General features: G+C 55.3%; 22 protein-coding genes, 1 tRNA gene and 2 pseudogenes. 21 read left to right on the top strand and 4 right to left on the bottom strand.

Translation table 11 applies throughout. The features are described from left to right. The first annotated feature begins 525 nt into the window (after positions 1-525). The 14 genes from OHL23_RS22005 (at position 526) to OHL23_RS21945 (ending at position 15,430) form a co-directional block, all read left to right on the top strand. The gene (locus tag OHL23_RS22005) at positions 526-1,047 is read left to right on the top strand and encodes an RNA polymerase sigma factor (RefSeq protein WP_263354111.1); all 522 of its coding nucleotides are present in this window, start codon (positions 526-528) and stop codon (positions 1,045-1,047) included. Further along, complete coding sequence (locus tag OHL23_RS22000; RefSeq protein WP_263354110.1) at positions 1,044-1,769, top strand: hypothetical protein; 726 nt, start codon at positions 1,044-1,046, stop codon at positions 1,767-1,769. Before OHL23_RS22005 ends, OHL23_RS22000 begins: the two co-directional genes overlap by 4 nt. Before the next feature lie 145 nt (positions 1,770-1,914). Further along, the gene (locus OHL23_RS21995; protein WP_263354109.1) at positions 1,915-3,165 is read left to right on the top strand and encodes an efflux RND transporter periplasmic adaptor subunit; all 1,251 of its coding nucleotides are present in this window, start codon (positions 1,915-1,917) and stop codon (positions 3,163-3,165) included. Between the two features lie 2 nt (positions 3,166-3,167). Beyond that, on the top strand, positions 3,168-6,365 hold the full coding sequence (locus tag OHL23_RS21990) for an efflux RND transporter permease subunit (protein ID WP_263354108.1): 3,198 nt from the start codon (positions 3,168-3,170) through the stop codon (positions 6,363-6,365). After that, positions 6,362-7,732 (top strand): TolC family protein, encoded by a 1,371-nt coding sequence (locus OHL23_RS21985; RefSeq protein WP_263354107.1) that lies wholly within the window; start codon positions 6,362-6,364, stop codon positions 7,730-7,732. The genes OHL23_RS21990 and OHL23_RS21985 overlap by 4 nt, the downstream gene beginning before the upstream one ends. 247 nt (positions 7,733-7,979) lie before the next feature. Then, entirely contained in the window at positions 7,980-8,165 is a 186-nt protein-coding gene (locus tag OHL23_RS21980; RefSeq protein ID WP_263354106.1) for a TolC family protein, read from the top strand. Positions 8,166-8,387: 222 nt separating this feature from the next. Next, positions 8,388-9,659 carry a cupin domain-containing protein gene (locus tag OHL23_RS21975; RefSeq protein WP_263354105.1) on the top strand — a complete coding sequence of 424 codons (1,272 nt, stop codon included), beginning with the start codon at positions 8,388-8,390 and terminating at the stop codon, positions 9,657-9,659. A gap of 100 nt (positions 9,660-9,759) precedes the next feature. Then, positions 9,760-10,359 carry a hypothetical protein gene (locus OHL23_RS21970; RefSeq protein ID WP_263354104.1) on the top strand — a complete coding sequence of 200 codons (600 nt, stop codon included), beginning with the start codon at positions 9,760-9,762 and terminating at the stop codon, positions 10,357-10,359. Positions 10,360-10,572: 213 nt separating this feature from the next. After that, positions 10,573-12,039, top strand: a complete 1,467-nt coding sequence (locus OHL23_RS21965) for an alginate export family protein (protein WP_263354103.1) — start codon at positions 10,573-10,575, stop codon at positions 12,037-12,039. 570 nt (positions 12,040-12,609) lie between these two features. Then, the gene (locus OHL23_RS21960; RefSeq protein WP_263354102.1) at positions 12,610-13,251 is read left to right on the top strand and encodes an RNA polymerase sigma factor; all 642 of its coding nucleotides are present in this window, start codon (positions 12,610-12,612) and stop codon (positions 13,249-13,251) included. Positions 13,252-13,262: 11 nt separating this feature from the next. Then, a complete protein-coding gene (locus OHL23_RS21955; RefSeq protein ID WP_263354101.1) occupies positions 13,263-13,385 on the top strand; it encodes a hypothetical protein in 123 nt (40 codons plus the stop codon). A gap of 212 nt (positions 13,386-13,597) precedes the next feature. Beyond that, positions 13,598-14,356 (top strand): substrate-binding domain-containing protein, encoded by a 759-nt coding sequence (locus OHL23_RS21950; RefSeq protein WP_263354100.1) that lies wholly within the window; start codon positions 13,598-13,600, stop codon positions 14,354-14,356. A gap of 220 nt (positions 14,357-14,576) precedes the next feature. After that, positions 14,577-14,795, top strand: coding sequence for a c-type cytochrome (locus tag OHL23_RS28985; RefSeq protein ID WP_396127396.1), 219 nt, complete (start codon positions 14,577-14,579; stop codon positions 14,793-14,795). 284 nt (positions 14,796-15,079) lie between these two features. Then, on the top strand, positions 15,080-15,430 hold the full coding sequence (locus OHL23_RS21945) for a hypothetical protein (RefSeq protein ID WP_263354099.1): 351 nt from the start codon (positions 15,080-15,082) through the stop codon (positions 15,428-15,430). 435 nt (positions 15,431-15,865) lie between these two features. Here OHL23_RS21945 and OHL23_RS21940 read toward each other — a convergent pair whose 3' ends face one another. Beyond that, on the bottom strand, positions 15,866-16,051 hold the full coding sequence (locus OHL23_RS21940) for a hypothetical protein (RefSeq protein WP_263354098.1): 186 nt from the start codon (positions 16,049-16,051) through the stop codon (positions 15,866-15,868). 742 nt (positions 16,052-16,793) lie between these two features. Between OHL23_RS21940 and OHL23_RS21935 the strand changes: the two genes are divergently transcribed. The 3 genes from OHL23_RS21935 to OHL23_RS21925 all read left to right on the top strand — a co-directional run bounded on the left by OHL23_RS21935 (position 16,794) and on the right by OHL23_RS21925 (position 18,405). Then, positions 16,794-17,231, top strand: a complete 438-nt coding sequence (locus OHL23_RS21935; RefSeq protein WP_263354097.1) for an MbcA/ParS/Xre antitoxin family protein — start codon at positions 16,794-16,796, stop codon at positions 17,229-17,231. Positions 17,232-17,277: 46 nt separating this feature from the next. Then, positions 17,278-17,955 (top strand): RES family NAD+ phosphorylase, encoded by a 678-nt coding sequence (locus tag OHL23_RS28980; RefSeq protein ID WP_396127395.1) that lies wholly within the window; start codon positions 17,278-17,280, stop codon positions 17,953-17,955. A gap of 231 nt (positions 17,956-18,186) precedes the next feature. Continuing rightward, positions 18,187-18,405: a hypothetical protein gene (locus OHL23_RS21925; protein WP_263354141.1), complete on the top strand. Its 219-nt coding sequence runs from the start codon at positions 18,187-18,189 to the stop codon at positions 18,403-18,405. 162 nt (positions 18,406-18,567) lie between these two features. Here OHL23_RS21925 and OHL23_RS21920 read toward each other — a convergent pair. Both OHL23_RS21920 and OHL23_RS21915 read right to left on the bottom strand, forming a co-directional pair. Then, positions 18,568-18,687: pseudogene (locus OHL23_RS21920) on the bottom strand (hypothetical protein); the annotation flags it as partial. A 178-nt stretch (positions 18,688-18,865) separates the two neighbouring features. Further along, on the bottom strand, positions 18,866-19,876 hold the full coding sequence (locus OHL23_RS21915) for an NAD(P)/FAD-dependent oxidoreductase (RefSeq protein ID WP_263354095.1): 1,011 nt from the start codon (positions 19,874-19,876) through the stop codon (positions 18,866-18,868). 126 nt (positions 19,877-20,002) lie between these two features. On the opposite strand from OHL23_RS21915, the gene OHL23_RS21910 reads away from it, so the two are divergent. The 3 genes from OHL23_RS21910 (at position 20,003) to OHL23_RS21900 (ending at position 21,929) form a co-directional block, all read left to right on the top strand. Continuing rightward, complete coding sequence (locus OHL23_RS21910) at positions 20,003-20,455, top strand: VOC family protein (RefSeq protein WP_263354094.1); 453 nt, start codon at positions 20,003-20,005, stop codon at positions 20,453-20,455. Then, positions 20,448-21,083 (top strand): alpha/beta hydrolase, encoded by a 636-nt coding sequence (locus OHL23_RS21905; RefSeq protein WP_263354093.1) that lies wholly within the window; start codon positions 20,448-20,450, stop codon positions 21,081-21,083. Before OHL23_RS21910 ends, OHL23_RS21905 begins: the two co-directional genes overlap by 8 nt. A gap of 135 nt (positions 21,084-21,218) precedes the next feature. Beyond that, complete coding sequence (locus tag OHL23_RS21900; protein ID WP_263354092.1) at positions 21,219-21,929, top strand: LLM class flavin-dependent oxidoreductase; 711 nt, start codon at positions 21,219-21,221, stop codon at positions 21,927-21,929. Positions 21,930-22,432: 503 nt separating this feature from the next. Here OHL23_RS21900 and OHL23_RS21895 read toward each other — a convergent pair. Continuing rightward, a tRNA-Pro gene (locus OHL23_RS21895) sits at positions 22,433-22,509 on the bottom strand. Positions 22,510-23,011: 502 nt separating this feature from the next. On the opposite strand from OHL23_RS21895, the pseudogene OHL23_RS21885 reads away from it, so the two are divergent. Next, a pseudogene (locus tag OHL23_RS21885) lies at positions 23,012-23,909 on the top strand (serine hydrolase domain-containing protein). Positions 23,910-23,958 lie beyond the last annotated feature (49 nt).

The following is a 23,958-nucleotide window of genomic DNA, read 5'->3' as shown; positions in this document are numbered from 1 at the left end:
GAATGTGAGACGCAATAACAAATGCTTCATTGAGATGTCCTTCCAAGTCACAATATCGAGCGGCCTGAATCCTCGCGAATTTGCCACTCGCTAATGAAGTGGCCGGAAAGGCATGGATTATTCCTTGCGCGCCGAATCTTTCTCACTGATCCGCCGTTTGACCTACGGTCGTTGGTCGCTTTCTGGTCGCCAGGAAAGAGAATGACATCGCGTCCTTCAAGACGCCGAATCTGCGCGCGCGACGTATTAGGAGCCCCGCCGTATTTTCACGACGGCTCACAGGCAACGCTATTGGACGTGAGAGTCGCCTTATTCCTCAGCGCCGGAACCTTTCCACTTTTCTTTAGGAAACCTTCGAGATGTTTAACTTGCTTCCCGATTCAGGCGATTCAACCCGTGTGAAATCACGGATTTGGACCTTGAGAAGAATATTTGTGAGGAAAACGAAGGTTATTTGGAATAAAAAGGAGGGCAGAACCCACTCTATTGGTGACGGTAGAGCAGGCAGTCGCAAGAGGGTTTACGGTGCAGATCACTGACCAGATGTTCAACGATTGGGTAAGGGAACACCAGCGGCTCCTCTTCGGGATCGCCTACTGGTGGACGGGCTCGCGGACGGACGCGGAAGAATTGACTCAGGAAGCTTTCCTGCAGGCTTATCGTTCTCGTTCAAGTCTTCGCGATCTGGAACTTGCAAAAGGATGGCTTGTCGGCATCTTAAGACACTGTCATAGCCAGATGCGGCGGCGAACCAAATCGAGAGAGCAAGTCTCCTTCGACGAGATGCTGTTTGAACCGGAAAGCCAGCCCACGCTCAGTGCCGATGCTCTTGCTCTTCATCAGTCTCTGGAAAAGCTCGAGGAACGGCATCGTCTCCCGATTGTCCTGTTCTACTTCCAGGATCTCTCCTATCGGGAGATTGCCGAAGCGATGGATCTCCCGATTGGAACGGTCATGTCCAGACTCTCCCGCGCAAAACAACAACTGCATGAGTTGATGAAGGCACCCACGAAATTAGCTCTGATGAAGAAGGCGGAATCCCTATGAGTTGCGAATCTTACAGATCGGAGATGTACGCGTGGCGTCCGGGGGATGATCTCCTAGACTCCAAGCCACTCCTTGACCATCTTGCAACCTGCCCCGAATGCGTGAAGTGGTTTGCGAACTTCAGCGCGAACGATGAGAGGATTCGCCAGACCTTTTCAGAGGTTCCGGAGAGCCCGTCGCTGGAGGCGAAAATCTTCGCAGGCCTGGCCTATGAGCGTCTTCAGAAAGTGCCACGAAAGTCCACCTGGAGGAATTGGTTTCTGCTACCCATTGCGGCGGCTCTTCTCCTTAGCGTCACGTTCGGGCCCGGGCACTGGCTCCAGGAAGCGCGTCTGAGCCGACAGGTAGCAGCTCTTCTCCGTCAGCCTCCCTCTGCGGAGATCAACAGCACCGATCAAAAACAGCTTCTCGCCTGGAGCGCAGATGCTCTGTCGGGAAATGCGGGGCTGCCTCCCGAGCTGAGCAGAATAGAGTTTCGCGCCGCAAGCTCACTCAAGGTCGCTAGCCACAAAGCTGTACTGCTCAAGATGAAGAACGAGGAACGTGCCAGCCTGCTGATTATCGATGGACGTCTCACCGCTGAGAATACGATCAAGTCCTTCCACGAGACAGCAGGCAGCGATAGTCGCTGGTCAGATGGACGAAGGACGTACGTGCTCCTCTTTCAAGGGAGCGAGCAGGATATGCAGGCCTATATGGCCCGAATGGGCATCGTTACATAGAACTGCAGGCTAGATTCGTTGCCATTGGCGCCCGCCGATAGCAAAACGGGCGCCCCGCGCTTCCTGGGCCCGCGACAACTAGTGGAGCCGCGGGATGGCCGGTCGCGCCTCAAAACAATCTCCCGGTTTAGAAGAAAGGAATCCCATGCGCTCCAAGCGCCTAAGCATCCTCGTGCCTTGTTTGCTGATTGCAATCGTTCTCGTATTTGTTTTTCTCCACGCTCATCATCGACAGGAAAGCGTTGCCGCTGAGTCGCCATCACCGCCAACCGTCGCCGTGATTGCAGCGCGTTTCGGCACGATTGCGAATCAGCTTTCGGTAGCTGGCGTCTTCCAGCCCTTTCAGGATGTGGATGTCCACGGCAAGGTCTCTGGTTATATCCGGCATATCTATGTCGATATTGGCGATCGTGTTCACGAGGGCCAGACGCTGGCCGTGCTGGAGGTGCCGGAGCTCGACGCCGAAGTCGCAGGCGCACAAGCCGGTATAACCCAGACCCAGCAGAACATCGAGCGGCTGCAGAACGAGGTCGCACGGGAGGAGGCGAACTACGCTGCCGCGCATGCAAATTATGTTCGCCTGAAAAAGGCCTCCGATCAGCAGCCGGGGCTGGTGGCAGCGCAGGAGGTGGACGACGCCCTGGCGCGTGACCGCTCGGCCGCGGCACAAGTGGACGCAGCGAAGTCCGCAGTGGCCGCTGCGCAGGGGCAGCTCGGCGTCTCGCGCGCCGATAACCTGCGTGTCAGCAGTCTTGTCCATTACGCAACGATCACAGCACCCTTTAGTGGTGAGGTGACCATGCGCTACGCCGATACAGGCTCTCTCATTCCAGCAGGGACTTCCGAGAATTACGGCCAAGCCGTCGTTCGTCTCGCCCAAAGCGATGTCCTCCGGCTGCGTATGCCCATCCCCGAGCAGGATGTCCCGCTGCTACATGTGGGATCGAAGGCAATGATTCATGTCCAGGCGACGGGACAACAGTTTCCCGGCTCGGTGGTTCGCTACACCCGGGATGTTTCCAATGCAACCCGGACCATGCTTGCCGAGGTCGATGTCCCCAATCCAGGTCTGACGCTCACGCCGGGCATGTACGCCGATGTCACCTTCGCGTTGCAGCAAAAGACCGGTGCTCTGATCGTACCGCCGTCTGCCATTATCCAGGGCGATCAACCGTCCGTGATGCTGGTCAATGGCAGTAACCGGGTTCAGCGAAGGTCCGTTGTCCTCGGCATTGCTGGCGCAAACCAGCAGGAGATTACAGGAGGTCTAAGCGAGGGAGACCGAGTCATCATCGGCGAATTGTCCACGTTGCAACCTGGCGAGAAAGTTAAGCCACAGGCCGCCTCACCCGACCTTGTTACCTACCACCAGCAGACACATAAGGGAGATAAGTAGCCATGTCGTCGTTTGCGATTCGATATCCATTTCTCATTCTGATGGCGTGTCTGGTTGTAGTGGTCGTTGGTGTGGCAGCCATTGTTGGGATGCCTGTCGATCTCTTTCCCCCGGTCAAGATTCCGGTTGTTGTCGTTGCCACGTTCTACGCGGGCATGCCGCCACAACAGATCGAGTCCGATATCACGGACAGTGATGAGAGATTCTTCACCCTGGGAAGCAACATCGATCACATCGAATCACGGTCGCTGGCTGGTGTCAGCCTGATCAAGATTTACTTTCATCCCGGCACGGACCCCAACGCGGCTGTGAGCAGCATCTCGAACCTCGCATTGGCCAATCTGCGGCGTTTGCCGCCTGGAACACTGCCGCCGGTCGTGCTGAGCTTCGACGCAGCAAATCTTCCGGTGTGCCTCATCACGCTCAAGGGCGCCGGAATGAACCAGACTCAGTTGAAGGACCTGGCGCAGTTCAGCGTGCGCAACCAGGTCGCAAACGTACCCGGCGCGTCCGTCCCGCAGCCATATGGCGGAACCTATCGGCAGATCATGGTCTATGTCGATCCTCTCAAACTGCAAGCGTCGCAGCTGAGCGTGACTGATGTGGTGCATGCCGTCAACGATTCGAACCTCATTTTGCCGGCCGGCGACGTCCGCATCGGACCCAAGGACTACAACATTTACGCAAACAGCCAGGTGCCTACGCCCAACGATGTCAACGGCATTCCGTTGCGCACTGTAGGCAATTCCTCGATCCTCATCGGAGATATAGGACATGCCGTAGACGGAGGCCAGTTGCAGACCAACATCGTCCGCGTAGACGGTCAGCATTCTGTCTATATCCCGATCCTCAAACAGGGCGGCGATTCCAATACGATCACCATCGTCAATGGCGTCCGCAAGGCCACAGCCCATTTGCTCGACATCCCCGAGGCCTTGAAAACGAGCGTCGTCTTCGACCAATCGGTCTTCGTTAAAACGGCGATCAAGAACGTCATCAGCGAGGGCGCCATCGGCCTTTGTCTTACAGGTCTGATGATTCTGCTCTTTCTCTGCAATGTCCGAGCGACGGTCGCGGTGATGCTGTCGATCCCGATCTCCTGTATCGCAACCTTTCTGATCCTGGATGCGTTTGGAGATTCCATCAACACGATGGTGCTCGGCGGCATGGCCCTCGCGCTGTCACGGCTCATCGACAACTCGGTCGTCGTGCTTGAGAACATCTTTCGACATTTCGAGATGGGTTCAAACAGCCGCGAAGCGGCAGAGAGGGGAGGCAAAGAGGTCCAGTTGGCCGTTCTCGCTGCAACCTGCAGCACGGCCATCGTGTTCTTCCCGGTGGCTCTGCTCACAGGCGTGAGCAAGTATCTGTTTACCGCGCTGGCCCTCGCGGTGGTGATCGCTTTGTTTTGCTCCTACTTCGTGGCGATGACGGTTGTACCGCTCTTCTGTTCCCGCTTTATCAAGCATACCGGTCACGGCAACGAGCATGAAGCCGCCCAAAAGGACGATTCTGTGCCGGAGCCCTTGCGCGGAGGGCATGAGAAGAAGAACATCTTCGCGAAGATTGTCTACCGCTTTAATCAAGGGTTCGGCTGGCTGCAGGGGCGCTATGACAGCGCGATCCATTACTGCTTAGGCAGACCCGGCTTAGTCGTCATCGCATTTTCTGCCTTCGTCATCCTCAGCTTTACCTTGTCTCCTTTTCTGGGTCAGGCCTACTTTCCGCGCACCGATCCAGGCCAGTTTGTCATTAGCGTGAAAGCGCCAAGTGGTACCCGGATTGAACTCACCGACCAGTACATCGCTCATGTCGAGGACGATGTCCGGAAGGTGGTCGCAGCGAAAGACCTGAACATGATCGTTTCAAACATCGGTGTAACGCCCGATCTGTCGGCGATCTATACGCCAAACTCAGGCATGCATACCGCTTTTGTGCAGGTCAGCTTGAAGGAAGATCACAGCCTGAGCAGTTTTGTTTACATGGAACGCGTGCGGGCCAAGCTGGCGGCTGATCTGCCCGAGATCCAAACCTACTTCCAGACCGGCGGTCTCGTCGATTCGATTGTCAATCAGGGTCTGCCGGCTCCGTTTGACATCCAGGTCAGCAGCAACGATATGGACGGTGGATACGCGGTAGCGCAACAGCTTGCCCAGCGCTTACGCGCAGTCCACGGCGTCAGCGATGTCTTGATTCCGCAGGACGTCGACTATCCCGGTCTTGCCCTCAACATCAACCGCCAACGGGCCAGCCTCGAAGGTCTGACGCCCAAGAATATTGTCGATAACGTGATCACGGCCATGACGTCGAATGGCGTGGTCGACCCTAGCTACTGGATCGATCCGAAGACCGGAAACAATTACCTGCTGACGGTCCAATACCCTGAGACGCAGGTTCAAACCTTGCAGGACTTCAAGCAGATCCCGCTTCGATCCTCGGATGGCAAGAACACAACCCCACTCGAAACGGTCGCCTCTATCAAAGCGATCAATACACCGACGGAGGTAGATCACTACCAGCTTCGCCGCGTGTTCGACGTCTACGTAATGCCCAAGGCGGAAGACCTGAACAGCATCAGCAAGCAGGTCAGTCAGATCGTCAACGGCACCCATCCCCCGCATGGGACGATTCTGACGATTCGCGGTTCGGTCAATAATATGCACGACTCGTTCAAGTCTTTCGCTATCGGCCTTGTCCTCTCCATCGTGCTCGTTTTCCTGATCCTGATGGCGCAATTCGCCTCGTTCGTCGACCCCTTCATCATCCTGCTGGCTATCCCTCCGGGAATCGCCGGCGTGATCCTCTTCCTGCTGACCACACATACCTCGCTGAACATCATGAGCCTGATGGGCGTGCTGATGATGACCGGCATCGTTGTTTCGGACAGCATTCTGATCGTTGAGTTCACCGGCCAGCTTCGCGCGCAGGGACTCAAGCTTGAGGAAGCCATCATCACCGCCTGTAAAGTACGTTTGCGTCCTATCCTGATGACCACGCTTGCTACTGTGCTTGGCTTAATCCCCATGGCTCTCGCACTTGAGGCCGGCAGTGAACAGTATGCCCCGCTGGCACGAGCCATCCTGGGAGGTCTCACGGTTTCGGGTATCGTGACGGTGTTTCTGGTGCCAAGCGCTTACCTGTTGATCCACCGCCGCATCGAATCGCGCCAAGTGGTGCTCACTCAGGAGGCAACAGCATGAAGCAGACAGTCCTGTTTTTTTTACTTGCTTGCCCGTTTGCGGTATGCGCGCAGAGTTCAATTTCTGCGGCGTCCATCCCCCAGGCGCCCTCGACACCGGCTCAGGTTTCTCCGCTGGAGCCGGATGGTCAAGCAATACCCATTACCCGCGGTGACGCCGAGCGCATGGCCCTGAGGAACAACCCCCGCGTAACGGCGAGTCATCTTCTTGCCCTTGCGGCTGGCCAGGTAACCAGAGAGACGCGCTCGAACGAACTGCCGCAACTCAATGGCAACATGACCGCGGTCAAGGCGGAAGATGCAAGCCGCATTGGCTCAGGGGAACTGAATTCTTCGCGCCTTTACACGCATGCCGGGGCCGGAGGCACGTTGTCGCAACTGCTCACCGACTTCGGCCACACGAGGGACCTTGTCGCCAATAGCCGCCTGCAGGCAAAGGCCCAGCAACAGAATGCTCTTGCTACGGAGCAGGACGTCCTGATCGCTACCGACCAGGCGTTTTATCGCTTGCTGGATGCGCAATCCCTCCTCGACGTTGCCGTTGCCACAGTGAAGGCAAGAGGCGACGTCCAAAACCTGACGCTGGCACTGACGAAGAACGCCCTCAAGAGTGACCTCGATCTGAATATCTCCTCCGCTGATCTTTCGCAGGCACAGCTGCTTCAGCTCGATGCCGAAAACTCGGTCGCTTCGGCCAGAGCCGCGTTAGCCGAACTTCTCGCCGCTCCCCCTGCAACACAATATCGCGCCGTCGATGATGGGACCGCAGCACCTCCTCTGCCGCCTGACAATTCCTCGGCACTCATTAAAGACGCCCAGTCGCAGAGGCCGGATCTGCAGGCACTACGTCTCGATACCCAGGCCGACCAGAAGTTCGCTCGTGCGCAGGAGTTGCAACGCCTGCCCAGCATCTCTGCGCTCGCTATAGGCGGCGTAACCCCCGTGAGACCGGACGGCGGAATCTTTACACCAAACTGGTATGGCGCAGCAGGCGTGAATCTGACACTGCCTGTCTTCACGGGATTTCGCATCAATGCGCAGGCGCAGGAAGCTCGTCTTCGCGAAAGAGCATCGGAGAAGCAAACCCAGGAACTTTCAGACGCCATCGCACGCGACGTTCGTATCGCAACCCTATCGGCACAAACCGCCTTCCGGCGGATTGGGGTCGCCGAGGCATTCCAGAAGCAGACGACCCAGGCTCTGAACCTCGCTCAGACGCGGTACAAGTTAGGCCTGAGCTCGATTGTGGAACTTAGCCAGGCTCAGTTACAAAGCACCCAGGCCACAGTCGAAGCCGTCAATACCCGGTTCGATTACCTCCTTGCATTGAGATCACTCGACTACGCCCGAGGTCAACTTACCCCATGAGTGCGGCCTTCGATCGTTGATGCCCGTTCGACGCAACAGAATGGATTTCATTCGGTGCACAAGACGTCTGGCAGCGCGAGTCTTTGGTCTGATGGAAGGCGGACCCATGTCCTGCTGTTCAACCGCAGAGACCGCGAGATGCGCACCTACATGGCGAAGATGGGCATCGCAAGTAATCTTGGAAAAACATTGATCGCTTGGGATATTTCATTCCCTCCTCGTCACTTTCCATAAGGGAGCAAAACATATGAAAGTCACGGCTCAGCTAATAGCAGAGGCAAACCTTAGCGTTCAACTCGCGCAGGCGCGCGATCGTACTGGTCTCAGCTCGATCGCTAAACTCAGTCAGGCGCTGCTTCAGCAATCCAGCGCGGAGATAGACAGTGCGAATGCCCGCTACCAATACCGTGTTGCGCTCGCAACGCTCAAATAGGAAGAGGGCGCGAATCCCTACCTGGCGCTTCTTTTGCAAGCAGACGCGGAATAATCCGCGCACCCTGTGCCACTTCACTATTGAAAGCGGATTCCGCGCAACACATAAGCCGCTCGACATTCAGCACCGGAGGGATAGCCACATGAAACACGCTGCATTAAAGCACAGCAGAACGACCAACGGCTCCGCGAGTTATCGGGTCGAGAACAGGAGAGAAGACCAATGATTGATAAGGAGAAGGAGAGTGAGTTCGTAGAGAGTCCATCGCGACGGAGTTTTCTGGAGGTTGGTTCTGCTGCAATCGCAGCAGTGGCGTTTGCGGGAGTAGCGGCGAATGCACAGCAGCGAGAGGACACTCGCAATGCTGAAGGGGATCATTCCTCGAGCGATCCAGGGCAGGAAAACAAGCCACTTCTTGATGAGAATCCAAATTCGAACACGCCACCTCCGACCGATCATGGGGACATCGGCCCCATCTGGTATTCCTTTGACATAGCGAGGAAACGCCTGGAAGAGGGGGGCTGGACGCACCAGGTAACGCAGCGCGAACTGCCTCCTTCAACAGAACTCACCGGCGTCAACATGCGTCTTACTCGAGGCAGCTTCCGCGAATTGCATTGGCACACGGCAGATGAGTGGGCCATCATGCTCTATGGCAACGCCCGCGTCACTGTTCTGAACCCAGACGGAACCATATTCATTGACGATGTGACCAGGGGCGACCTCTGGTACTTCCCTGCCGGGTATCCCCATTCCATTCAGGGGCTGGGTCCGGATGATGGTTGCGAATTCCTTCTTGTCTTTGATCAAGGTCTGTTCTCGGAAGACAACACTTTCCTAATCTCTTCGTGGGTCGCACACACACCGCCAGAAATCCTGCAAAAGAATTCCAATCTCGATCAAAGCGCCATCGCAAAGCTCCCAAAAGAAGAACTCTATATCTTTCCCGCCGATCTTCCGGCATCGTTGGCGCGGGATAAAGCGGCCATTGGCGGGAGGAGTGTCGAGTCTCCCATCCAGTACACCTTCAAAATGGCGGCGATGCCACCAACAAAGAAAACATCTGGAGGCGAGGTCCGTATCGTCGACTCCCGCAACTTTCCAGTCTCGAAGAACATAGCGGCCGGACTGGTCACCCTCAAGCCAGGAGCATTGCGCGAATTGCATTGGCATCCAAATGCCTCTGAATGGCAGTTCTATCTGGCAGGCAAGGGCCGTATGACTGTATTCATGCCTCCAGACAGGGCTCGCACAATGGACTTCAACGCGAATGACGTTGGTTTTATACCGCCCGTAGCCGGTCATTACATCGAGAATACGGGCGATACCGATCTCGTCTTTCTCGAAATGTTCAAGGCCGACCAATACATGGACTTCTCCATGAACAACTGGATCAGACGGCTCCCTCCTGAGATGGTGACTGCACACCTAAACATCGATGAGGCAACCATCCGGAAGTTCCCTGCAGAGAAGCAGGTGGTGATTGCAGGATAGCCGCTCATCTTATGGCGATGCTGAAGGACTCACAGTAGTCATTCCGCACCGCAGTTATCGACACAACTATTAACTCACAATTCTTAAGAGGTCTTACAGAATGGAAACGCAAACACTCACGTTTGCAAGTTCTCCCTTTGTGCCGGTCGCTATCGGCTTTTTCGGCTTGGGTACTGGCTACTTTATCTGGGGTGGCCAAGCCTTGCTTGGGTTTCCTAAGACCAGTCCCGAGGTCAACCGATCCATGGGGTTATGGGGTTTCTGGATGCCGGGCTTCATGCAGTTCCTCACCGGCATCTACCTGCTGACCGGATTGACGTGGTTTAACGTCTTCCGCAATGCGGCTCCTTTGTATATGGCAGGCCTCGCGTTCACGGCTTACGGCATTCACTGGTTCGCGATGGCCCATCGGCGATATATCGGCTCCGCCGCACAGCTCGATGGTTGGATGGCCATAGCATTCCTGTTTCTCAGCATTCTGGGCGTCGACGTTTTTTGGCGGTCCGGAGACATTCCCGTGATGATCATCTTTGTCGGCCTAACCTTGATCTATGCCACCGAAGTTCCCACCCGCTTATTGTCTTGGAATTCAGGTAATCGCATTATTGGTTTGTTTCAGCTTATTACTGGTGTCTGGCTCATGTACTGCACCTATGCGGTGACTGTAGATCTGGCGTTGGGTGCCAAAGCCTGGATTTAGGCGAATCCAATGCAGGTATCTCTTTCAATGACATAGCTCCTGGCTGCAATAGATGCGTGCCTGGAGCTAAGAGAGCCAAGTAGAAGTTTACGCCACCCTTCATCTCGTCCCTGCTGGTCCACCGGAGTTATCCGTGGAGGAGGATTTCGTCTGTCTCAATGGCAGTGATGACGACCACCGCGATTCGTTTACTAATCCAATGAAAGGTAAAGTATGTTGAACTTCCCCCGATTCACGATCTCGACAAATGACAGAAGTGCTGCCACGGAAGAGGCAGAGCCATTTTTCTCAAAGGACTTTTCAACCCCGGCCAGGCTGCATTTCTATAAGCGATTCCGCATGCTCGGCCTGTTGGCCGTCTGCATGGCGCCGTGCTTGATGTCATATGCCCAGACACAGACCTACGCGGATTACCCGCGGACCCGAGGCGGGGTTGAGCAATGGAAACAGGATGACATTCCTTCCTGGCTGAGTCTGGATGGGCAGATCAGGCTCCGCACCGAGGACTTTACCTCCTATCAATATACCCCAGGCAATGACCGGATCTACGACCTGACCCGCATTTATGGCGGACTCACAGTTCGCCCTACCTCCCACCTCACTGGCTATGCGCAGTTCATTGACGCACACGCTTTAGGGTTGCCAGTGAACATTGTCGGACCGACTATGCGCGACGCCTTCGATCTGCGCCAGGGCTATCTTGAATACCACAACGAAGACAATAATTTTCGGCTGTACGCAGGCCGGAAGGAGTTGCGGTACGGCAGTGAACGCGTCGTCGGAATCAGCGACTTCACCAATGTCAGTAGAAGCTGGGATGGATTCTTTGGACATTTTGGTGACAGAACGGACAAGAACAACGTCGACATCTTCAGTACCTCGGTCGTTAAGATTAATCCTACTTCGCTGGATACGCACGGGGCAGGGCTGACCTTTCACGGCGTCTATGGAACCATCGGTTCGTGGATTCCAAATACCGTGCTCCAGCCATTTGTTCTGGTCAGAGCCTTGCCGCGTGTGGAGAGCCAACAGGGAATCTACGGCTCAGAGGTAGAGACAACATTCGGAGCTGAAACGGAGGGCCGTCTCCCTGCGGGGTTTGAGTACGACATTTTAGGAGACCTGCAGCGCGGCAGTTACTCGAACGACTCTATTCATGCCGGCGCAGGTATTGTAAAGGTCTCCCATCTGTTTGATTCTCTTCCGTGGAAGCCCCGGCTTGGCGGAGAGTATGACTACGCCACCGGCAACCCTCATCGGAACCCCAACCGCATCGGCACCTACGATCAGCAATATCCCAGTGACCACAACGCTTTTGGCCTCTTTGATCTCTTTGGCTTCCAGAACATCGAGCAGCGAAGAGTCAATCTCGACCTTGGGCCGACAAAGAATCTCTCGCTGTTGTTCCAGGGGGAAGCCATTGGCGTCGCTTCACGGTTTGACAGTGTTTATAACACTGGAGCAGGAGTTGTAGTGCACGCTCCAACCCATGGCTTTGCCACCAGCGGAATTGGCGACGCCTTTGATGCGTCAGCAAAATATGTGTTCCACCATTACTGGGTCGTAAATGCCGGAGTTGCACACCTCTTTCCGGGGAGCCTGCTGTCGGCCAATGATCATGGGGCGCCCCTCACGTATTCGTATTTCGGTATTACCTACCGTTTTAGTGCGGGTAAGTGATAAATGAGGTCTTATTAAGGACGAGTCATGAATCAGCGCCGGTATTTCAGGCGGTTCTCGTCGAGCATCGTTAAGCACGGCGTTATGAAACCTCATGTCTCGTATTGCATGACGACTATAGGGATCGACTAAGAACAATTGATGACTGAGTGGGGAACCAAATCCCTGATTGGCGCGTCTTTTGCATTCTTTCGCAGAAAAAGTAGCAGGCGCGGAATAATCCGCGCATCCTGTGCCACTTCACTACTGAGGGCGGATTTCGCGCAACACACAAACCGCTCGACATTCAGTACCGGAAGGATCGCCACATGAAACACCCTGAATTGCGTCTCGTATTAGGCGTTTGTTTTGCCGCACAGATAGCTCCGATGGCAGTATTCGCGCAAGTCGCCCACCGAACTCTGGAGTGAAGGGAAAACGTGAAGCCGTGAACCGTGACTTTATCTCTATCCAGGTGAAATCGGGGATTGCGGTTATTGAGCCTGAAATCGCGCTCTCCAGGGTTTCCTGAACGTGAAAGAGACAAAATGCCGGCGGTGTGCCGGTGCTGCTATCGGGAAGGAGAAGGTTATGAGCACCACAGACGTCATCGTTAACGAATCCATCTGTGAGGCGGTTCTGGTTTCAGAGGCAAGGGCTGGAAGGCACGATGCTTTTGATGAGCTATGCCGACGCTATTCGAGCAGACTGATGGGAAGCATCCGCCGGCTTTTGCAGGACCGATGTGATGCGGAGGATGCACTCCAGGAGACGTTTCTGAGTGTGTTTACTCACCTGAAAAATTTTCAGGGGCGATCCAGCCTTTCCACCTGGATGACAAGAGTCGCAGTCAATGCTGCTTTGTCGCGGTTGCGCAAAAGCAGGGGCACAATGGTCTCTATCGACGAAGCCGGAGAAGAATCTGGGCTGGCGCTGAGTTCTGTTCTGCAGGATGGCGCGCTAGACGCGGAGCGGCGACTGATTCAGGCGCAGCAGGAGGAGCTTCTGGCAAAGGCCATCGCTCAGTTGCCGTCATTACTTCGTTCCGTGCTCGAACTGCGCATTCGGGACGGATACTCGGGCAAGCAGATTGCCGCGAAGATGGACATCTCCGAATCGGCTGTCAAATCGCGCTTGGGCCGGGCCTATCTGCTTCTTCGCGAGGGGCAATACTCTGGAGCGCATGCGTTCCCTCGACCTGCAGCTCCCCGGTGTCGCCTGTCTCCGATCTGAGAGTGAGCAAGATGCTGCGGACAGCAATCCTGACATTCATCGCCAGTATTCCCGGAGTCATGGTCGCCGCTTCCATGGTTGCAGCGATTGCCTTTTTGCAGAAGGAAGGTGCTTACACATACGTCACCGTGTAGTCCTCAGGAAAGGCATTTGCAATGAAAGTATTCTCACAGTTTGTTTCTATCTTTCTAGCAATCACGGCGCGCCACTCGTTTTTGCGCAGGCGCCTCCTCCGTGGAGCAAAGGAGCTAACGACCCAGCAACGCAAAAAGGTTACGTCTTCCATGTTTCCGATGTGGACAATGTGCCCGATCTGCACGGCAATCCATGCAATACGAGGCTGCTCATGTTCATCGGAGGCAATCAGCTCTTTGTGCTTCCTCAACTGGTTGCGGCTTTTGAGCGGCAGCACCCAGAACTGATGGGACATATTTACTACGAGACGCTGCCTCCCGGAATCCTGCGCCGGCAGATCGCTGCCGATGACACACTCACACTGGACAATCTCACCATTCAGGTGAAGCCCGACGTATATGAAGCCGGAGTACGCGCCGTCCGCCAGATGGAGCTTAACGGCAAACTGAGCGGCGTCGTGGAATACGCGACCAATGATCTGGAGATCATGGTTCCGGCTGGAAATCCTAAACACATCGAGTCACTAAAAGATCTGGTGCGGCCCGATATCCGTCTCTCCATGCCGAATCCAAAGTGGGAAGGCGTAACAAACCAGATTGTCGCTTCGCTGCGCAAGGTCGGAGGCGAAAAACTGTATCAGGCGGTCTATCAGAACAAGGTCAAGAACGGCCAGACGATTCTGACCGAAATCCATCACCGGCAGACTCCCATGCGCATCATGAGCAAGCAAGTAGATGCGGGTGTGACCTGGGCCTCTGAGGTTCGCTTTCAGATGAGGATCGGAAATCCGATTCAGGGTGTCGAAATTCCGGAAAATCAGAATGTTACGGCAATTGACGCTGGCGGCGTCATGAACAATGCTCCACACCCCATGGCCGCTGCGCAGTGGCTGGCCTTTCTGAAGAGCCCGGAAGCGCAGGATGTCTATCACCAATATGGGTTCCGCTCACTACCGGCATTGTCCCATTAGGAGGGCTGCTATGCGCTCGACATGGTGCACTGCAGCAACAGCGGTAATTGCTTTTGCGGCCGCACTGCTTTTTGCGCTGGCTTCTGGTTGCTCCGGCAGCCAAAGAGCGCAAACCACATCAGCAAGGAGACCGGAAGATGCGGCGGCGCTGTAACAAGCAACGCTGATTCATCAGGGAAAAGTCATCTTAGATGAAACGCCAAAACACACTCAGGAATACGTGCGAAACAAATTGTTCTGCAACGAGTGTCATTTTCAGAGCGGCACAGCGGCATACGCAGCGCCCATGATTGATATGGCGAGGTTATTCCCCATGTTCAACAAGAGAGCAGGACACGCTATCTCCCTCCAGAACAGGATTCGGGAATGCTTCTCTCGCAGCGAAGCTGGTAAGCCGCTGCCCCTTGATAGCCCGCAAATGAATGCCTTGGTTGCCTAGATCGTTTCGCCGCTAAAAGTCGAACCTGTGCCGTTACACCAATGCCTATTCCGCCAACGCGCGGCCCCTCAGTGTAAGTACTCAGATCCAAATTGCCGCATTCGTGGCTGTGTCGGTACTGGGAAAAATGCAGGAGCGGGAATAAATCGCACGGTCTGCACCACTCTATTGGTGAACCATAACTGAGAGGAGCACAGCGAATTCGTGCACATCAGCAATCAGACATTGCACGGCTGGGTCCGAGAGCGTCAGCGGCTCCTCCAACAATTCGAAGGAGAGATGTAATGACAGAGACACACGCAATCCACGAGCAGCATTCGTATCAGGATGGTTCGAATGTCGGTCACACGGCAGTGACGCACAATCGCCACACTGATTCCCTCCACGATGGGCACCTACACTCGCTCCACGAGAAACATCTCGACGAGCACTCAATCGAAGTCTCTGTCTCGAACCCCGAAGCCTGTACTCCCAATCACACCTGCGAAGGTCATGAAGATGGTCACAAGCACGGGCCTGGCTGCGGGCACGAGGCGGTTTCTCATGGCGATCATGTCGATTATCTCGTCGCCGGCCATTTACATCATCTGCACGGAAATCACTGCGACAATCACGGCGACGCGCAGCTAGCGTAACCGGGGTCTCAAACAGAGAGAGCCGGCGAGCCGGCTCTCTCTGTTGCTTCCAAGCCCTGCGCAATGGGCAGATACGGCAGCCGCTTTCCCTCCATTCTTCAGTTCCACCGCATTCCGTAAGGTTCCACGCCGAATGCGAAGGACCAGAGCCGCGGCCAGTCCTTTAAAGGTTCTGGACCAGGCGCGCGGCGTCAAGCTGAGGAACTGCTCTGAGTACATCCGGGAGTAGATCAACCGGTAGAGACGCGCGTCGACGCGGAACGGAAAGGGAATTGGCGGGATAGAGGAATACGTATGTGGATTGTATGTTTGGCATTGCGGCGGCCCGACACGTTTGTGGGGCACTGTTGCATTAACTTGCTGATGCACAGTTCATCTTTGCTTTGGTGATGCTTAGGCGGCAATCTGAAAGACATCGAACAGCTTGGCCAACGCTTACAGCCTGGATACAGCGACGACCACGGCAGCTATTCCTTTCATGCCATGGCTCTTGATCAGGTTCAAGTTACGCGACAACTCGGACACGAGCGCCTCCTGGTAGCTGGACACGATCTTGGTGGGCGAGTGGCCCATCGGCTTTGTTTGGATAACCCCCAATACCGTCGAGAAAGTAGACCACATGAGCAACTACGAAACATAAAACGTACATCTGCATCTGGAGGGTAAATCCACCTATGCTGATTCCGCAACTGACGCGGTCTTTAGAGTGTCGCTGTAATTCCAAGCTTTTCAATAAGTTAGCCATGAGAAAAAGTTGGGTCCAATTAGAATGCAATCCAAACGTCTTCGACTTCGCCAACTTCGCCTTTAAGAGTCTCATAAGAGATGACTTAAGAGCTTGTGGGATGGAAGAATACCGTATGAGCCCCTAGATATTGCCCAGGGAGTCATCTTCGCCCGTAACCTATTGACTCTAAAGGAATGAGAGATTGATCAGCCCTTGCTTAGAAGTGAGCAATGTCGTGCAGGAAATCCTTGTAAGTTATTGATTATAAAATGCTTGGTCGGGGAGAGGGGATTCGAACCTCCGACCCCCTGGTCCCGAAATAACAACCGATGTACTAAGCTGTTGATTCTTTTGGGCTGGTAGTGCGTCTAAGTAGTCCCAAATACACGGTATTCGGCAGCAATTGGACCCAAGTTGGACCCAAGTTTTCCGCCGCTGGGCGTTAGGTCAGAAGCTCTTCGTTAGGGCGTCACGCGTCGTCGACGTCAAATTGGCAGCGCTGGTTCCATCCTGACCGCCTGGGATGCGAGCGAGCACGCCCTGATGCCAACTCGCCTGCGACCTAGGTATTAAGCTGGACTCCTCTCCAGAAATGGAGTATAAATAATCCAGAAAAGTAGTGCGAGGTTGTTGACGATGGCCACTCTAGCGTACCCCGTCACCCGGTACTCACCTCCGGAATTAGTCGACTTGAGCTCTAGAGAGCAGCGCGAGAGGCTCAGCGCTTCGGGGCTGAAGGCGCTTTTCAACATCGCGGACCGATGGAAGCTGCGAGCGGAGGATGTTCGCGAGCTCTTGGGCGGAGTTGCGAACGGTTCTTATTTCGAGATGAAGAAGCATCCCGAGAGCAAGGTTCTGGATGCTGATCAGATGTTCCGCATCTCTTACGTGATCGGAATCTTTAAGGCTCTCCACATCCTTCACAGCGAGCAGCTTGCGGACGAGTGGGTTAAGCTTCCAAATTCTAATCGGATTTTCGGAGGCCGCACGCCTTTGGAATACATGACTAGAGGTGGGGTGCCCGCCATGCAGATTGTGCGGCGCCTGCTCGATGCCCGTCGGGGTGGTTTGTGAGTTGGTTTTTCGCTTACCCCTACTCTGCACAATGAGATGAGCCTCGATGTCATTACCTCTTACGCGTGTTCGGCGCCACAACACCCATCGTCTTATCCAATCGAAGTACAGCCCAAGAGAAGACAGTGTACTCGCCCTCATTGCGAATAACGGAGATCACTTGGCTCACATTTTCGATTTTGACAATGCCACGAACGACCGGTTGCTGGCAGAGCACCAGCTGCTTCCTGGCATCAGCGCCCAAGAGCTTGTTGCCGAGGTACCATACGCAAGTGTTGTTAACGCGGCCTACACCCATGCACGACCCGAAGGTAGCAGGTTCAATGGCCCGGATCGTGGTGCCTGGTACGCTGCCTTTGACGTCCGCACTTCTCAGGCTGAGGTGGCTTTTCATAAGAGTGTGGCTCTCGCAGAAATTAGCCGGTTCGTCGACAACGTGACCTACGATGACTACCTGGCCGACTTCAATTCCGATTTCCACGATCTGAGGAGTGCTTCTGAGAAACAGGACTGTCTCGATCCGAACAGTTACGTCGCATCGCAAACGCTGGCACTCGAGTTACTGGAGTCTGGATCCCATGGGATCTTGTATGCGAGCGTACGTCGACCCAAGGGAATCTGCGTCTGCTGTTTCCGCCCGGCTCTCATTACGAATGTGCGCAAGGGGCCAACGTACCAATTCATTTGGGACGGGATGCCAACACCGACTATAACAAGACTGTAAGTTTGCACGATATGGCATTGCAGTGCATCGGCTGACCACCATGCGTGCATCCCCCGTGAATCAGGACCATGGATTCCAGGTCTTCTACCCAGATGTCTCCGTCATTTCCGGGAGCCAAAACAGCATTCCAAGGCTTGAAGGGGAGAGTGACCGGTACCAAGTTCGTTTTGCGGAAAGCGATCCACACCGTAGTTGGTTCCAACCCAGATATTTCCTTCGCGACCTTGAAGAATGGCGCGGCAACATCGGCGCAAATCCATCCTTGGCGGTGAACGACTCGACCTCGGTGCTGAATTCTTTGATCCGACCCGTCAGCAGCTCGGGAGTCGGAGAACGACGAAGCCCGTCGCCTATGGTGGTGATCCACAGGGCGCCATCTCTATCAAAAAGAATTTCCGCGGAACCGACCTTGATTTCGGTTTCGTCAGCAGGCCGCTGCTGATCGGATAGAGGGATGGTCCGGACGGATCTCGTCGTTTTAGCGATCCACAATTTCCCGTTTGCTGCTTGTGCGATTTGAAGTATCTGGCCAACCGCGATACCCGTCAGATGAAATCGCCTCGCGCCTGACGGAAGAAAAACCAGGGTGTCCTCGGTAGCAACCCAAAGTGTTCCTTGACGATCTAGAAAAACTGCGTGCGCAGACTTCCGAGGTACGAAGCCTGGGAACGATTTCGAACCGTATGGAACCGGTACCGTACCGAGGCCACGGCGCTGTACTTCCTGCCTCACTTTGGCGGAGCCTATGCGGAGGCGTCTAGCGCCTCGGCGATCGGGTCAAACTCGTCAAGCGGCCAGTCGATCCCATAGATCCCATAGTCCGACTCCGTGGCGAAGGTCTCACCGCAGGTCCCGCAGATCATTCCACCGTAGGTAGATTACTTCCCCAACCTCTATTGCGAACCTCTCGTCAGCTATTCTTGCGCTGTACAATAATCAACCGGTCACCGCGCTTTGCACTGAGGTAAGTCCAGACCCACTGCAGGAAAACGCTGAATCGCAAGCTGCTCTCAGCCAGAAACTGTATGTGGATCAAGGCCCAGACGAACCAGGCCAAGAAACCGCTCATCGTGACACGCCCGCTCTGCAACACGGCAAAATTCTTCCCGACTACGGCAAGGTTGCCCTTGTCGAAGTAACGAAAAGGAGGAAGCTGTGATTTCTTGGCGACCTGCCGAAAGATTGATTTTGCGGCGTAACGCCCTTGCTGCATGGCAACCTGCGCGACTCCAGGGAGTGGCCGGCCATCTTGATCAAGGGACGCGGTATCGCCAATTACGAATATGTCAGGATGATCCTGGACCGTGAGATCCTGCCTGATGCGGACACGACCTGCACGGTCTACGTCACAGCCAAGCCATTTACCGGCCGGCGACGGGGCAACTCCCGCTGTCCATATCACCGTCCTGCTCGGAATTCGCTCATCGCCAACCACTGCGCCTTCTTCATCGATTGCTTGAACTGCTTTCTCCAGACGCACATCTACGCCCAATCGCAATAAACGAAGCCTCGCCACTTCCGAAAGACTTTCGGCGAACGTTCCAAGAGGGCGTTTTCCTATGTCAACTAGAATGATGTGTGCGGACTTTGGGTCGATTCGACGGAAGTTCTTCCGTAACGTCGTCCGGACCATGACGGCAATTGCGCTTGCCATCTCTACGCCAGTCGGTCCAGCGCCCACCATGACGAAAGTCATCAGTGCTTTCCGGCGCTCAGGATTTTCCTCAGACTCTGCGTTTTCAAAGGCCGTGAGTATGTGATTGCGTAAGGATTCAGCATCCGCGAGACTTTTCAATCCTGGAGCGAAGTGTGCGTACTCGTCATGTCCAAAGTAGCTGTGGGTAGCCCCCGTCGCCAGCACCAGGTAATAGGGAGCTTTTGTTTTGCTAGCTCCCGATTTCTTGAGACTCAATTCAATCATTGAAAATCGATACCTGGAGTTGAATCGCGTACAAGCGATATTTCCGCCGAGCACGCGATCCGGGGATTCGATGGAGTCACTCTCGCTCGAGCGGATTACGAATCGACCGCATCGGTTCTGGAGAAGATGGGTTTTGCGGGGGTTGCTCAGGAAGGCAATCGCATTCGGTTTGTCTCGCCTTCGACTGCTCCGGGGAACCGCATCGACATCCTCGTTCAGTCGCAGGGTGTCGATCGACGCACGGGTGCAGGAACCGTGCATCACATCGCAACATCGCATTCCGGGCGCCCGAACGACAGCGCGCAGATTGAATGGCGTGAGGCGCTATCCAAAGTGCCACTGCACGTGACACAGGCGCTCGATCGAACTTGCTTCCACTCCATTTACTTCCGTGAGTCTGGCGGCGTTTTGTTTGAAATTGCCACCGACCCACCGGGATTCACATTCGATGAGCCGGTCGAACATCTTGGCGCAGCGCTCAAACTGCCGCCGTGGCTTGAAAGTCGCCGCGCAGACATTGAACAAGTGCTTTTGCCAATAGAATTGCCGCACCTGCGAAAAGAGCGGACAGATGACTGACCCGCACACCAACATGCCTCTTGCTTACGCCGGCCACGATCTCAATGGCGCGCGTTGCGCGGTGATTCTTCTGAATGGCCGCGGCAGTTCAGAAGAGGACATCCTCGGACTTGCCGAGACCTTCTATGACGAACGGATCGCCTTCCTCGCCCCTCAGGCCGCGAACCGCACATGGTATCCATATTCTTTTCTCGCGCCGGTCGAAGAAAACGAGCCGTGGCTCCCTTCAGCGATTGAGAGGGTTGAGAGCCTCATTGATAGCTGCGTGGCCGCAGGCATTCAGCGCAGCAGTATCGTGGTTTGCGGATTCTCTCAGGGCGCTTGTCTTGCCACCGAGTTCATCGCACGGCATCCTGCGCATTACGGGGCGCTCATTGCATTCACCGGTGGCCTCGTTGGTCCATCCGATCTTGAGCTCCAGCATGAAGGCTCGCTAACGGGAACGCGAGCGCTATTGAGTTCAGGAGATCCCGATTCTCACGTTTCCCGGTCCCGTGTCGAAGCTTCAGCTCGTGAACTCGGGCGAATGGGGGCTCGAGTCGAACTCATGCGCTACGCCGGAAGACCGCACACAATCGTGGACAAAGAGTTGGAGGCCGCCCGTTCCTTGATCTTCTCTCCATTGTGAATTCGGTCAGTCTCGCTATTCAAGGGGGGTGAAGTGCTCTCGCCCTTATTGAGGAATGTTCGAAGGAAGCCGTGGGCATTGTCTTTGATCCCGGAAGCCGGTACCACAGAATCGTGAGGCGGTCCCTGCCTGGGGATGGACGGAGCCTACTTCCATGTTCATCACTTCGCCCGACAACTGGCATCCCCATTCCCGCCGCTCGCGGCAGTCGGTGCTAAAACGCGAAAGATTGAAATTGCCACGGCAGTGATCGACATGCGGTATGAGAATCCGCATTACATGGCAGAGGATGCCGGCGTTGCGGACCTCATCGCCGTCGGCCGCTTGCAGTTGGGAATCAGCCGCGGTTTGCCCGAGCAAGTGATCAATGAGGTCGTCGGCGAAATGGCCGGGATGATGAGAGGTGAGGCCAGAGGGCATGGAGTATCGATCCGCACCGATCTGAAAGACGATCTTCCCATGACCGTGGCAGATCTGGTGCAACTTCAGCAGGTGCTCATGAACCTGATGCTGAATGGCATCGAAGCGATGAAGGACACTGGCGGCGTGCTTACGGTGAAGTCGCAATTGGGTGAGGACGGCCGGATCGAGATCGCTGTAAAAGACACAGGGCCCGGGCTGCCCGTGGGCAACGCCGACCAGATATTCGACGCATTCTTTACGACGAAGCCGCAAGGCAGCGGCATAGGCTTGGCAATCAGTAAGTCGATCGTCGAGTCGCATGGCGGCCGGATCTGGGCCCACGGCAACGGCGGTCGCGGCGCGACATTCCATTTACATTGCCGGCGGCTCCCGCGGAACGAACCCTCCCGTGGATGCCGCGTGATTCGGCATTCAGCAGAATGAGTACGCGAACCTAGTCGGCGTTATTTGATGCATTATCCGCCCATGTACGCATTGACAAGGGGGAGTCCACTTGTCTGTATAGTCCCAATCTCAGGACAAATGGAGTAGCGCGGAGCCGATCGAGCAGAAAGATGTGGCTCTATGGGGAAATTGCCTGAACAAGGCAATCCGCCGGTGCCGGTGCCGCAGCTCAGTCCACTTCGCGTCCGTCACTGCAACTCCAGGCCTTTCAATTAATTAGATTTGCGAAAAAACTTGGGTCCAATTAGAGGCCAACTTAAACACTGCTGGACTCACGCGAGTTCACTCTTAACCGACACGTGTGGTATGACTTACGATTTCATTGCATCGAAACATAGCGCATAAACCCCTGAATTTCGTCCAGGGGTTCACTTTGGATCGTAACTCATTGATTCTAATAGCAGGGCGCCTGAGTGACCTTATACCCCGCAGTCCGCATCGGCGTCACAAAATTAACTATAGGATATTGATTATAAAAGACTTGGTCGGGGAGAGAGGATTCGAACCTCCGACCCCCTGGTCCCGAACCAGGTGCTCTACCAGGCTGAGCCACTCCCCGAACATCGATTGAATTAGCCACATACAATCCCGCACCGGCCTGGTCTGTCATCGGCACGAAGCATGCGCTCGTTTGAGTGTATCAGAAGTTGCCTGGGCTTTGCCCCTCCGTTTGCGCGAACTGACCTGCACGGAACTGACCCTGGTGATTCCCCGTATCGCATACCATGCACAGCATGAATTCTTCTCCCGTTGTGCTCCTACTGGCCATCTTTGCGCCAACGATTTCCTTCGCTGCGGCGCCAGCCAATCCAGCTTCTATCCGCAGGCTCGACGGGTCAAAAATTACCATCGACGAGGCAGAATCCTTCGCGAAAAAAAAACCTGGAGGCAAATCACGTCACGGGCGCGCAGATTGCCGTGATTGACCGCGGAAAACTTGTCTGGAGCGCAGCCTTCGGTCTTCGCCGGCGCAGTTCGGATTCGTCTCCAGCCCTGCCCATGGATGCAACACAACACTCTGGGCTGCCCCAATCACCAAGAGCGTCTTCGCGACCTATGTGATGCAACTGGTCGAGCGCGGTGAATTCAACCTCGATCTGCCGATTGCCCAGCAACTCCCGCAACCGCTCGACTCCTACGAACCTTACCGCGACAAGGCATCGCTATTGATGCAGGACCCTACCTGGCTCTCCGTTACCCCGCGCATGTGCTTCAATCACACCTCCGGCCTCGCCAACTTCGCTGATATCGAACCAACCGGACAAGAAGATGCATCTGCGCTTCAAGCCTGGCACGCAATTCCTTTATTCCGGTGAGGGCATCAATCTGGTCCAGTTCGTCATCGAACAGCAAAAACACAAGCCGCTCGATCAGCTGATGCAGGAGGCGATCTTCAACCCGCTCAGTATGACCCGTACTGGCCTCATCTACCGCGAAGAATTTGCGTCGGACGTTGCCGACCGCTACGACCTGAATGAAGTCTTTCGCTCCCAGACCAAGCGCTTTCCCGCCCGCGGAGCTGGCTCCATGACCAGCAGCGCCGAAGATCTGGCGCGTTTCGCGGCCGCGTTATTTGCCGGCAGGATCATCAAACCGGCCACGGAAAAGGCCATGCTCACCCCGACCTTCCGCATACGCACGGAGCATCAATTCGGGATCACAAATCATGAAGGCACTGAGGGACCAGCGGTGGGTCTGGCCTACGGCGTGGGCTGGGGCCTGCTGACACACACACGCTTCGGCCCTGCTTTTTTCAAGGAGGGCCACGGCGATGGCGCGCAGAACTACATGATCTGCTTCGAGCGCCGCGAGGCCTGCATGATCATTCTGACCAATAGTGATAATGGCGAATTGACCTTCCGGCCGCTGCTCGAAACCATCCTCGGAGATACGGTAACCCCTTGGGAATGGGAAAGCTACACGCCGTCCTCCATTGCTGACAGCCGCAAGCTTCCGTAAGACAGCGCTGTGATTTGCCCTGAACGAAGCCTTACTCGCAATCAACGAA

It is taken from the genome of Acidicapsa acidisoli, assembly GCF_025685625.1.
Classification (GTDB): Bacteria; Acidobacteriota; Terriglobia; order Terriglobales; family Acidobacteriaceae; genus Acidicapsa; species Acidicapsa acidisoli.
This window is presented reverse-complemented; position numbering and strand designations above follow the sequence as displayed.